The 12,122-nt window shown below is 71.3% G+C and carries 12 protein-coding genes; all 12 read left to right on the forward strand.

The features are described 5' to 3' along the window. Positions 1-93 precede the first annotated feature (93 nt). The 12 genes from ACFWGP_RS17710 to ACFWGP_RS17765 all read left to right on the forward strand — a co-directional run bounded on the left by ACFWGP_RS17710 (position 94) and on the right by ACFWGP_RS17765 (position 12,112). Positions 94-756, forward strand: a complete 663-nt coding sequence (locus tag ACFWGP_RS17710; RefSeq protein ID WP_376931487.1) for a GntR family transcriptional regulator — start codon at positions 94-96, stop codon at positions 754-756. Positions 757-945: 189 nt separating this feature from the next. Beyond that, entirely contained in the window at positions 946-2,130 is a 1,185-nt protein-coding gene (locus ACFWGP_RS17715; RefSeq protein ID WP_376931488.1) for a branched-chain amino acid ABC transporter substrate-binding protein, read from the forward strand. 77 nt (positions 2,131-2,207) lie between these two features. Further along, positions 2,208-3,095: a branched-chain amino acid ABC transporter permease gene (locus ACFWGP_RS17720; RefSeq protein WP_231432314.1), complete on the forward strand. Its 888-nt coding sequence runs from the start codon at positions 2,208-2,210 to the stop codon at positions 3,093-3,095. Position 3,096: 1 nt separating this feature from the next. Continuing rightward, positions 3,097-4,296, forward strand: a complete 1,200-nt coding sequence (locus ACFWGP_RS17725; protein WP_376931489.1) for a branched-chain amino acid ABC transporter permease — start codon at positions 3,097-3,099, stop codon at positions 4,294-4,296. Next, positions 4,293-5,171 carry an ABC transporter ATP-binding protein gene (locus tag ACFWGP_RS17730; protein ID WP_231430740.1) on the forward strand — a complete coding sequence of 293 codons (879 nt, stop codon included), beginning with the start codon at positions 4,293-4,295 and terminating at the stop codon, positions 5,169-5,171. Before ACFWGP_RS17725 ends, ACFWGP_RS17730 begins: the two co-directional genes overlap by 4 nt. Then, positions 5,168-5,878, forward strand: coding sequence for an ABC transporter ATP-binding protein (locus ACFWGP_RS17735; protein ID WP_275506841.1), 711 nt, complete (start codon positions 5,168-5,170; stop codon positions 5,876-5,878). The genes ACFWGP_RS17730 and ACFWGP_RS17735 overlap by 4 nt, the downstream gene beginning before the upstream one ends. Before the next feature lie 40 nt (positions 5,879-5,918). Further along, a complete protein-coding gene (locus ACFWGP_RS17740; protein WP_275506842.1) occupies positions 5,919-7,079 on the forward strand; it encodes an FAD-binding oxidoreductase in 1,161 nt (386 codons plus the stop codon). Then, positions 7,076-7,318, forward strand: coding sequence for a (2Fe-2S)-binding protein (locus ACFWGP_RS17745; protein ID WP_231430742.1), 243 nt, complete (start codon positions 7,076-7,078; stop codon positions 7,316-7,318). The genes ACFWGP_RS17740 and ACFWGP_RS17745 overlap by 4 nt, the downstream gene beginning before the upstream one ends. Next, positions 7,315-8,694 (forward strand): FAD-dependent oxidoreductase, encoded by a 1,380-nt coding sequence (locus ACFWGP_RS17750; RefSeq protein WP_275506843.1) that lies wholly within the window; start codon positions 7,315-7,317, stop codon positions 8,692-8,694. The genes ACFWGP_RS17745 and ACFWGP_RS17750 overlap by 4 nt, the downstream gene beginning before the upstream one ends. An 89-nt stretch (positions 8,695-8,783) precedes the next feature. After that, positions 8,784-10,100, forward strand: a complete 1,317-nt coding sequence (locus ACFWGP_RS17755) for an MFS transporter (protein ID WP_231430744.1) — start codon at positions 8,784-8,786, stop codon at positions 10,098-10,100. Positions 10,101-10,178: 78 nt separating this feature from the next. Then, positions 10,179-11,111, forward strand: a complete 933-nt coding sequence (locus ACFWGP_RS17760) for a dihydrodipicolinate synthase family protein (RefSeq protein ID WP_376931490.1) — start codon at positions 10,179-10,181, stop codon at positions 11,109-11,111. Further along, on the forward strand, positions 11,111-12,112 hold the full coding sequence (locus ACFWGP_RS17765; protein ID WP_231430746.1) for a proline racemase family protein: 1,002 nt from the start codon (positions 11,111-11,113) through the stop codon (positions 12,110-12,112). Before ACFWGP_RS17760 ends, ACFWGP_RS17765 begins: the two co-directional genes overlap by 1 nt. Positions 12,113-12,122 lie beyond the last annotated feature (10 nt).

Below are 12,122 nucleotides of genomic sequence, written 5' to 3' on the forward strand. Positions count from 1 at the left end.
GACGCGCCGATCGCCGAGGGCGCTCGGTTCGGTGGCACGAGGCGTCGATTGGCATACGATGTGGCACATGATGTATCACGTGCGCGGTGCGCGATGAGTCCGGAGCCGATCCGGCTGCTCGAGGTGCAGAGCCTTCGCGAGCAGGTCGAGCGCACCCTGTCGTCGCGCATCGTCGCGGGCGAGTTCGCGCCCGGCACGGTGCTCACGGTACCGACCCTCGCGAACGAGTTCGGCGTGAGCGCCACGCCCGTGCGCGAGGCGATGCTGAACCTCGCACGGCGGGGTTTCCTGAGTCCCATCCGCAATCGCGGCTTCCGGGTGACCGAGGTCTCCGACGACGAGCTTCGCGAGCTCCGCGAGGTGCGGGTGCTGCTCGAGGCCCCGCCCATGCGCGCGATCGCCGGCAAGGTGCCCGCCGGCACGGTCGGCGAACTCCTGGCGCTCGCCGACGAGATCGTGAGCGCCGGGCGCGAGGGGCGCTTCGAGGACTACCTCGAGGCCGACACCACGTTCCACCTGACGCTGCTCGAGCTCACGGGCAACCGGCACCTCGTGCGCCTCGTGCGCGAGCTGCGGCAGCAGACTCGTCTCGTCGGGCTCGTGGACCTCGCCGAGACCGACGCGCTCGCGGCGTCGTCGCTCGAGCACGCCGAGCTCGTGCGGCTGCTCGTCGACGGCGACGGCGAGGCGGCCGAGCAGCTCATGCGCCGCCACATCGGGCATGTCGCGGGGCTCTGGAGCGGACGCGACGAGTAGTCGCACTGCGCGACGACCGATTGCCGGGCCGTGGGATGCCTCGCGGTCGGCGAGGCTGCCGGGAGGCCGTTCGGCGTCGTGGTTTGCGCGATGGTCGATCATGAGTAATATGTCACGTACCGCACGGCGGCGTGGCACCAGCGACGCGAGCCGGAGGTCATGCAATGACGCAGACAGAGGAGAGTCCCCATGTCCCACGCTCCACGGCGCCGTACGCGCCTCCTGCAGTTCGCCGCCGCGGCGAGCCTCGTGATCGCCACCGCCGGTTGCTCCGGCGGCCTTGGTGGCGGGGGCGATGACGGCGGCTCCGACGACGGCCCGATCAAGCTCGGCATGCTGGCGCCGTTCTCGGGCAGCGAGTCGGCCTTCGGCGAGTACATGCAGAACGGCGCCCAGCTCGCCGTGGACGAGCTCAACGCCGACGGAGGCGTGCTCGGCCGCGACCTCGAGCTCGTCGTCGAAGACGACGCCTGCGACGCGACCACCGCCGTCGCCGGTGCGAACAAGCTCGTCACCGACGGCATCGCCGCCTCGGTCGGCGGCTACTGCTCGGGCGCGACGCTGCCCACGCTGCCGATCTTCGACGAGGCGGGCATCCCCATGGTCATCCCCGCGGCGAACTCGAACGAGCTCGTCGAGCAGCAGCTCCCCGGCGTCTTCCTCATCAACGGCACCGGCACCCAGCAGGCTCAGGCCGCCGTCGCCTACTCGGAGAAGATCGGCGCCTCCTCGGTCGCCGCGATCGACGACGCGACCGCATACTCCGCCGACCTCGCGGCATCCTTCGTCGAGCAGGCGACCGACGCCGGCCTCGGCGTCGCGTTCGAGGCGACCATCACGCCGGGCGAGAACGACTACTCGGCGGTCGCCACGCAGCTCGCCAACGAGCAGCCCGCCCTCGTCTACTGGACCGGCTACTACCAGGAGGGCGGCCTGATCGCCCGCCAGGCGAAGGACGCCGGCTTCGACGGCGTGTTCCTCGTCGGCGACGGCTCGGTCGACGCCAAGTTCGCCGAGATCGCGGGCGACGGCTACACCGACAACGTCGTGGGGACCTTCACCCAGACGCCCGACATGATCGAGGGTGCCGACGACTGGATCGCCGACTACACGGAGCTCGCGGGTGCGGCCCCCGGTCCGTACTCGACGCAGTCGTACGACGCCGTCCGCGTCATCGCGCAGGCCATGGAGGACGCCGGGTCGACCGACTTCGACGAGGTCGTCGCAGGCCTCGAGGGGCTCGAGGACTTCGACACCTTCGCCGGCCCCCTGACCTTCACCGACGACCACACCCTCTCGGGCGGCGGCTTCGTGATCGTCGCGATCGACCCGGCCACCGGTGCCTTCGTGCTGAAGGACGACCTGCAGGGTTGAGCCGCCGGGGCGGGGGCGCGAGCCCCCGCCCCGCCTCGAACCCCCAGGCCCCCGGCGGAAAGGACACCGCTGTCGTGATGCAACTCATCTGGAACGGGCTCATCGTCGGCTCGTTCTACGCACTCGTCGCGCTCGGCTACAGCATGGTCTACGGGATCATCAAGCTGCTGAACTTCGCGCACGGCGACATCTACATGCTCGGCGCCTTCGTCGGGTTCTTCACCCTCTCGGCGTTCGGCATCTCGAACGAGACCTCGATCCCGCTGCTGCTCGTCATCATGCTGCTCTCGATGGTGACGACGGGCCTCATCGGCGTCGGCATCGAGCGGATCGCCTACCGGCCGCTCCGCAACAGCCCGCGGCTCGCCGTGCTCATCACCGCGATCGGCGTGTCGTTCACGCTCGAGTACGGCGTGCGCCAGCTGTTCGGGCCCAACCCCGAGGCGTTCCCGATCCGGCTCGCCTCGACCGGGTTCGACGTGCTCGGCATGCGCATCACGGCCTCGCAGCTCGTGCTCGTCGTCATCGCGGCCGTGCTCATGCTCGTGCTCGCGCACATCGTCGAGCGCACGAGCCAGGGCCGAGCGATGCGTGCGATCGCCCTCGACCCCCAGGGCGCCCAGCTCATGGGGGTCAACGTCAACCGGGTCATCGCGACCGTCTTCTTCATCGGCTCCGCCCTCGCGGGCGCGGCCGGCGTCATGGCGGGTGCGTACTACGGCTCGATCGACTTCCTGATGGGCTTCATCATCGGGCTCAAGGCGTTCACCGCCGCGGTCATCGGCGGCATCGGCAACCTCTACGGCGCCATGCTCGGCGGGCTGCTGCTCGGCCTCCTCGAATCGTTCGGCGCCGCGTGGTTCGGCGGCGAGTGGCGCGACGTGTTCTCGTTCGCGTTCCTCATCCTGTTCCTCACCTTCAAACCCACCGGGCTCCTCGGCGCCCGCGTCGTCGAGAGGATGTGACATGGCCGGCCGACTCGACCAGGCGCTCAAGCACGCGCCGCTGCGCGCGCCGTCGCCGCTCTTCGATCGTCCGCGCGCCCCGCGCGGCGTGTTCACCTCGCAGACCGGCGTCCTCCGGGCGCTCGGCGGCCTCGCCGTCGTGCTGCTCCTCGTGCTCCCGTTCATGGACGCATCGCGGTACACGATGTCGATCGCGACGAGCGCCCTCATCTACGTCATGCTCTGCATGGGCCTCAACGTGGTCGTGGGCTTCGCGGGACTGCTCGACCTCGGGTACATCGCCTTCTTCGCCGTGGGCGCCTACGTCTCGGGCATCTTCACGACGGTGCTCGGCTTCCCGATGTGGCTCTCGCTCATCGCCACGATCTGCGCGTGCATCATCGCGGGAATCATCATCGGCGCCCCCACGCTGCGCCTGCGCAGCGACTACCTCGCGATCGTGACGCTCGGCTTCGGCGAGATCATCCGGATCACGGCGAACAACCTCGACATCACGGGCGGCCCGAGCGGCATCCACGGCATCCCGTCGTGGGAGTTCGGCGGCTGGAGCTTCGACGACGGCTTCTCGATCGGCGGCATCGAGTTCCCCGGCTACGTGGTGTTCTACTACTTCGTCGCGCTCGTCGTCGTGGTCGTCGGCGTGATCGGGGCGGGCCGCCTCGGCAAGGGCAAGATGGGCCGCGCCTGGAAGGCCGTACGCGACGACGAGGACGCCGCCGAGGCGATGGGCATCAACACCTACATCGCGAAGATCTCGGCGTACATCATCGGCGCCGTGTGGGCCGGCATGGCCGGACAGCTCATGGCGACGCACCTGTCGGCGATCAGCCCGAACAGCTTCCAGTTCCTGTACTCGGCCCTCATCCTCATGGCGGTCGTGCTCGGCGGAATGGGTTCGACGCCCGGCGTCATCATCGGCGCGCTGTTCGTCTCGCTCGCCCCCGAGCTCCTGCGCGACTTCGCCGAGTGGCGGTTCCTGATCTTCGGCGTGCTGCTCGTCGTCGTGATGCTGTTCCGACCGGCCGGGCTCTGGCCGGCGACCGCGGTGCTGCCGTGGCTGAAGCGGCAGAAGCCGCAGCCGCCGCCCTTCACCTCCGCCGTGTCGGCGGTCGACCACGGCGAGCCGACCGTGCCGCCGAGCGTGATGGAGTCGGTCGACGGCCTGCCGGCGACCGACGCCGAGGAGGGGAGGCAGCCGTGAGCGCGCTCCTGGAGGTCCGCGACCTGCGACTGCAGTTCGGCGGCGTGAAGGCCGTCGACGGCCTCAGCTTCGAGGTCCGGACCGGTGAGATCCTCGCGGTGATCGGCCCGAACGGCGCCGGCAAGACGAGCGCGTTCAACTGCATCTCCGCGTTCTACCTGCCGACGTCGGGCTCGGTCGAGTTCGACGGCAATCGCATCGTTCGCGAGGTGCCGGGGTTCTGGCGGCGGCTCGGCCTCACCCATCTGCTCCAGAGCTTCGGCTTCTACCGGGTGCTCCCGTCGAGGGTCACGAAGTGGGGCATGGCCCGCACGTTCCAGAACCTGCGGCTCTTCCGGGAGCTCAGCGTGCTCGACAACGTGAAGACGGCGATGCACGCGAACCTGCGCGAGGGGTTCTGGTCGACGCTGCTGCACACGCCCGGATACCGCAGGGCGGAGGAGGCGTGCGCCCGCGAGGCGCGCGGCTGGCTCGACTTCGTCGGCTTCGCCGAGGACGAGAACCTCTACGTGACGCAGCTGCCCTACGGCGAGCAGCGTCGGGTCGAGATCGCCCGCGCGCTCGCGACGAGCCCGAAGCTGCTGCTGCTCGACGAGCCCGCCGCGGGCCTCAACTTCAACGAGAAGCAGTCGCTCATGGAGCTGATCCGCAAGATCCGAGACATGGGGGTGGCGGTCGTCCTGATCGAGCACGACATGGGCCTCGTCATGGAGCTCGCCGAGCGCATCGTCGTGCTGAACTACGGCAAGGAGATCGCCGACGGCACACCCGAGGAGATCAAGAACGACCCGGTCGTCATCGAGGCCTACCTCGGCGTCGACGAGGATGAGGGCGGCGCCACGAGCACCGCCCGTGCGGACGGAGGCCGATCGTGAGCGTGCTCGAGGTGAACGAGGCCGACGTCTACTACGGCCGGGTGCATGCCCTGCGAGGGCTGAGCTTCGCGGTCGAGGAGGGCGAGATCGTGTGCCTGCTCGGCAACAACGGCGCGGGCAAGTCGACGACGATGAACATGCTCTCCGGCCTCGTACGGCCCAAGTCGGGAGAGGTGCGCTGGAACGGCCTCGACCTGACGACCGCGAAGCCGTGGAACATCGTCTCGGCGGGGCTCCTCCACGTGCCTGAGGGGCGGCGCATCTTCTCGACGATGACCGTGCACGAGAACCTGCTGCTCGGCGGCTACACCGTGCGCGACAAACGGGCGATCCAGACCAGGCTCGACGAGGTGTACGGCCTCATGCCGCGCCTCGCCGAGCGGCGCAGGCAGCAGGGCGGAACGCTCTCGGGCGGCGAGCAGCAGATGGTCGCGATCGGCCGGGCGCTCATCGGCGGGCCGAAGCTGCTGCTGCTCGACGAGCCCTCCATGGGGCTCGCACCGCTCATCGTGAAGCAGGTGATGGAGATCATCCAGCAGGTGAACGCCCAGGGCACGACGGTGCTGCTCGTCGAGCAGAACGCCCGTGCGGCCCTCAAGATCGCGCATCGCGCGTACGTCGTCGAGACCGGTGCGGTGACCCTGTCGGGTCCCGCCGCCGAGCTCGCCGCCGATCCGCGCGTGGTCGAGGCGTACCTCGGCGCGTGAGCGCACGCTGCATCGAAACGACAGGGAAAGGGGTGGCGCGGTGCGCGTCATCGTGATCGGCGCCGGGGCGATCGGCGCGGCCAGTGCACTCGCGCTCGCCGAGGCGGGTGCCGAGGTGGTCGTCGTCGATCGGGCCGGCGTCGCGGGGGAGACCTCGAGCCGGTGCGAGGGCAACATCCTCGTCTCCGACAAGGGTCCGGGCGCCGAGGCCGAGCTCGCGATCGTCGCGAATCGCGCCTGGCGTGCACTCGCCGAGCGGCTCGACGCCGACCGCGGCCCGGGACAGCCGGCGACCGAGTTCGAGGCGAAGGGCGGCGTCGTCGTCGCATTCCCAGGCGGCGAGGCAGCGCTCGGCGCGTTCGCCGCGTCCCAGCGCGGCATCGGCATCACGGCGAACGAGGTGGATGCCTCGGCGCTGCGCGCACTCGAGCCCCACCTGTCGCCGGAGGTCGTGCGAGGCATCCACTACCCCGACGACGCGCAGGTGCAGCCGAGCCTCGCGACGCAGGCGATGCTCGCCCGGGCCGTGCGCCTCGGGGCGACCGTCCGCGTGACGGAGGCGACCGGAGCCCGGGTGCGCGCGGGCCGGGCCATCGGCGTCGAGACGCCGGAAGGCCCGATCGAGGGCGACGCCGTCGTGAACTGCGCGGGGCCGTGGGCGGGCGAGGTCGCGGCACGCTTCGGCGCCCGGCTCGACATCCGGCCGCGCCGCGGCCTCATCCTCGTGACGGTGCCGATGCCGCAGCGCGTCTTCCACAAGGTGTACGACGCCGACTACGTCGGCGCGGTCGGCTCCGGGGATGCTGCCCTGCAGACCTCGACCGTCGTCGAGTCGACCCCGGCGGGCACCGTGCTGATCGGCTCGAGCCGCGAACGCGTCGGGTTCTCGGAGTCGAACACGCTGCCGGCGCTCGCCGAGATCGCGGCGAAGGCGGCTCGGCTGTTCCCGTTCCTCGCCGACACGATGCTGCTGCGCAGCTACCACGGCTTCCGCCCGTACGCCCCCGACCACCTGCCGGCGATCGGCGCCGACGGCGAGGTCGCCGGGCTCTTCCACGCGGCCGGCCACGAGGGCGCGGGCATCGGGCTCGCGCCGACGACCGGCGACCTCGTCGCGCACGCCGTCCTCGGCGTGCCCGCGCCGATCGACCCGGCGCCGTTCCTGCCCACGAGGGCCGCACTGCGAGAGGAGGCCGCATGACCATCCGCATCAGCTTCGACGGCGACGAGGTCCTCGGGCGCGAGGGCCAGACGATCGCCGGGGTGCTGCTCGCCTCCGGGCGCCGGAGCTGGCGCACCGCTGACGGGGAGGAGCGCGGCGTGTTCTGCGGCATCGGCGTCTGCCAGGACTGCGTCGTGACCGTGAACGGGGTCGGGAGCGTGCGCGCCTGCCAGCGCACGGCGTGCGACGGCGATGCGATCGAGCGGGAGGTGCGATGAAGCGACGGGTCGTCATCCTCGGGGCGGGGCCGGCCGGCCTCGCCGCCGCGCAGGCCGCGCTCGCCCACGGGGCCGACGTCGTCGTGATCGACGAGGGCGAGCGGGTCGGCGGGCAGTTCTGGCGCCACCACGACACGCTCACCGATCGTCGCCTCCAGCATCAGTGGGCGAGGTTCGAGCGGTTGCGCGGCGCGCTCGAGCGGGCGACGGTGCACGCCTCGACGAGCGTCTGGCGCGTCGACACCGAGCACGGGGTGCGCGTGCACGCGCTGCACGGCCCGGTGGACGCCGTCGATCGCGAACCGCTCGTGATCGACGCCGATGCCCTCGTGATCGCGACGGGCGCGCACGACCGTGCCCTCCCGGTTCCGGGCTGGACCCTGCCCGGCGTCACGACCGCCGGTGCCGCCCAGGCGCTGGCCAAACGCGACGGGGTCGCGCTCGGCGGGCGCACGGTGGTCGCAGGTGCTGGCCCGTTCCTGCTGCCGGTCGCGGCGAGCCTCGCGCAGGTCGGCGGCGAGGTCGTCGAGGTCGTCGAGGCGGCCGGCGCCCGTGCGATCGCACGCGGTTGGGGTCGGGCCCCGTGGCAGTTCGCCGGGGTCGCGGGCAAGGCGGGGGAACTGGGGGAGTACGCGCTCTCGCTCGCACGCCACCGCACGCCCTACCGGATCGGGCAGGCCGTGACCCGGATCCACGGCGAGCGCGCCGTCGAGGGAGTCACGATCCAGCGCGTCGACGCCCGTTGGCGCCCGATCGCCGGCACGGAACGCCACGTCGAGTGCGACGCGGTCGCGCTCGGGCACGGGTTCACGCCGCGGCTCGAGGCCGCGATCCAGGCCGGCTGCGCGATCTCGCCCGACCGGTTCGTCGTGGTCGACGCACGTCAGGGCACGAGCGTCGCGGGGGTCTTCGCGGCCGGCGAGGTCACCGGCATCGGGGGCGCCGACGCCGCACTCGCCGAAGGCGCCGTCGCGGGCTTCGCCGCCGCCGGGGGAGACCCGGCCGACGCGAGGATGCGAGGGCCGCTCGCGGCGCGCCGGCGCATGCACGCGTTCGCCGCGCGCCTCGCGACGCACGACATCGCACCGGGGTGGAGCGCCTGGCTCGACGACGAGACGATCATGTGCCGGTGCGAGTCGGTCACCGTCGCCCGCTTGACCGCGGCGGCCGGGGCGGCGGGTTCGAGCCGAGGAATCCGCCTCGCCACGCGCGCGGGACTCGGCGCCTGCCAGGGGCGGACCTGCGGACGCAGCGTCGAGGCCCTGCTCGGCCGGCCGCTCGGCCTCGACCGGCGACCGGTCCTCTCGTCGGTGCGGATCGGCGAGCTCGCCGCCTGCGCCGACGAAGCACCCGCCGCGTCGGCCGACGCCGGCTGAGGCATCGACGATGCGCTCGGCAGCCACCCGTTCCCCAGGAGTAGTGTGTGATATATTACATAGCACGTATCGCGACAAGGGAGCCGCCAATGACCGCCACCGCAACCGGAGAACGCATCGCCCCGCCCGGCGACGACGAGGCGCGCCGCGTCCGCAAGGTCATGCGCTCCTCGGCCATCGGGCATTTCGTCGAGTGGTTCGACTTCGCGGTCTACGCGTACGCGGCTCCGGTGATCGCGTCGCTCTTCTTCCCCGACTCCGACCCGGCTGCGGCCCTCATGGCCGTCTTCGCGATCTACGCGGTCGGCTTCGTCGCCCGCCCGATCGGCGCGTTCCTGCTCGGCCACCTCGGCGACCGGTTCGGCCGCAAGCGCGTGCTCGCCGGCGTCATCCTCGTCATGGGCGTCTCCACGACGCTCATCGGCCTGCTGCCGACCTACGCCGTCATCGGGGTCGCCGCGCCCGTGCTGCTCATCCTGCTGCGCATGGTGCAGGGCCTCTCCGCCGCAGGCGAGACGATCGGCTCGAACTCGTTCGTCGCCGAGCACTCGCCGACCGCGCGCCGCGGGCTCAACGTCGGCCTCGTGTACACGTGGTCGAACCTGCCGCCCGTCATCGCCGCCCTGCTGGTGCTCGCGCTCACGACCGTGCTCTCGCCCGAGGCGTACGAGACCTGGGGCTGGCGCGTGCCGTTCCTGCTCGGCGCGCCCCTCGCCGTCGTCGGCCTCTACATCCGCTCCCGCGTCGACGAGTCGCCCGCCTTCCTCGAGATGCGCGAGAGCCGCCAGGTCGAGTCGGCGCCGATCCGCACGGTGTTCCGCGAGCAGTGGCGCAACATGGTCGTCTGCTTCAGCATCGCCGCTGTCGCGAGCCTTGGCTACTACTCGCTCACCGGCTACTTCTACTCGTACATGACCGTGACCATCGGCCTCGACTCGTCGGCCGCGCTCATCTCGAACAGCATCGCCCTGCTCATCACCTTCTTCACCGTGCCGGTCGCGGCGTACTGCTCCGACCGCATCGGCCGACGCCGCATGCTGCTGATCGCCGGCCTCTTCGGCGCGCTCGTCGCCGTGCCCGCGTACCTGCTCGTCGGCGTCGGCACGCTCGGCGCCGCGGTCGTGAGCCAGGGCCTGCTCGGTCTCGCGCTCGGGCTCTTCTTCGGCCCGGCGGGTGCGGCCTTCGTCGAGCTCTTCCCCGCGCGGGTGAGGTACACGGGAGCCTCGATCAGCTACAACCTCGCGTTCACGATCTTCGGCGGCACCGCACCGCTCATCGCCACGTGGCTCATCGGGCTCACCGGCTCGACCGTGGCGCCGGCCTGGTACGTCGTCGCGGTCACGGTGCTCGCGCTCCTCGTCGTGCTCACGATGCCCGAGACGAACCGGCGTTCGATGCGCGACTGACCACCACCTCCGGCATCACCCGCGGACTTCACCAACCCCGTCGCCCTCAGGGGCGAGAACGATCAGAATGGAAAGCAGATGACCACGAACAACATGGACCTGGGCGGCGTCGTCGTCGCCACCACGCTCGCCTTCAAGGAGGACGCGCAGGCGCCCGCCGGGCTGGGCGTCGACTACGACAGGTTCGCCGAGCACGTCGACTTCCTCATGGCGAACGGCTGCCGCGGCGTCGGGCCCAACGGCTCGCTCGGCGAGTACTCGTCGCTCACCGACGAGGAGCGCCGCAAGGTCATCCAGGTCGCCGTCGAGGCGGTCGACGGGCGCGGCATCGTGATCGCCGGCGTGCACGGCGTCGGCAGCCACCAGGCGCGCCTCTGGGCCGAGTACGCGAAGGAGGACGGCGCCGACGGCGTGCTGCTGCTGCCGCCCACGATCTACCGGGCCAACGAGGGCGAGGTCATCGCGCACTACCAGGAGGTCGCGAAGGTCGGCCTGCCGATCATGGCCTACAACAACCCCTTCGACACCAAGGTCGACCTCGTGCCGTCGCTCGTCGCGAAGCTCGCCGAGATCCCCGAGGTCGTCGCCATCAAGGAGTTCTCGGGCGACGTGCGCCGCGTCTACGAGATCAAGGAGCAGTGCGACATCGACGTCATCGCCGGTGCCGACGACGTGCTCTTCGAACTCATGGTGAACGGTGCCGTCGGCTGGTTCGCCGGCTACCCGAACGCCTTCCCGCGCGAGGCCGTCGAGCTCTACAACCTCTGCGCCGAGGGCAAGTGGCACGAGGCGAAGGCGCTCTACGAGCAGCTCGTCGCCGTGTTCCGCTGGGACTCGCGCACCGAGTTCGTGCAGGCCATCAAGCTGTCGATGGACATCTGCGGCAACTCGTACGGCGGCCCGACCCGCCCGCCGCGCGGCCCGCTGTCGGCCGAGCAGCGCGCCCAGGTCACCGCCGACACCGAGCGGGCGCTCGCGGCGCTCGCGGCGCGGCGGGCGGCGGTCGCCTGATGCGTGCGCGCCGGGTCCTCTCCGCCGTCGACTCCCACACCGAGGGCATGCCGACCCGTGTCGTCACGGGCGGCGTCGGCCGGATCCCCGGCGCGACCATGAACGATCGCCGGCTCTACGCGATGGAGCACCTCGACGGGCTGCGGGGCCTGCTCATGAACGAGCCCCGCGGCCACGCGTCGATGTCGGGCGCGCTGCTGCAGCCGCCTGCGCGCGACGACGCCGACTGGGGGGTCGTCTTCATCGAGGCGAGCGGGTTCCTGCCCATGTGCGGGCACGGCACGATCGGCGTCGCGACCGTGCTCGTCGAGACCGGCATGGTCGAGGTGACGGAGCCGGTCACCGAGGTCCGTCTCGACGTGCCCGCGGGACTCGTGATCGCGCGCGTCGCGGTCGAGGGCGGCCGCGCGAAGCACGTCACGATCGAGAACGTCCCGAGCTTCGTCGACCGGCTGGATGCCTCGATCGAGGTGCCCGGCTACGGCGAGGTGCCCTACTCGGTCGCCTTCGGCGGCAACTTCTACGCCCTCGTCGATCTCGACGCGGTCGGGCTGCCGTTCGATCGCGCCAGGCAGGGCGACATCCTGCGCGCCGGCCTCGCGATCATGGATGCGATCAACACGCAGGCGCCGCCGCAGCATCCCGTGATCGCTGGGGCGAACCACGTGCACCACGTCGAGTTCATCGCGCCCGGCTCAGACGCCGTGCGCTCGCGACACGCGATGGCGATCCACCCGGGGTGGTTCGACCGGTCGCCGTGCGGCACCGGCACGAGCGCGCGCATGGCCGAGCTCTTCGCCCGCGGCGAGCTCGCGCTCGACACCGATTTCGTCAACGAGTCGTTCATCGGCACCGAGTTCACGGGGCGCCTGATCCGCGAGACCGAGGTGGGCGGCGTCCCGGCCGTGGTGCCGACGATCACGGGCCGGGCGTGGGTCACCGGCCTCGGACAGTACTTCCTCGACGACGACGACCCCTTCCCCGAGGGCTTCGTCTTCTGACGAACCCGAC

The organism is Agromyces sp. NPDC127015, from assembly GCF_042725165.1.
In the GTDB taxonomy this organism is placed as follows: Bacteria; Actinomycetota; Actinomycetes; order Actinomycetales; family Microbacteriaceae; genus Agromyces; species Agromyces chromiiresistens.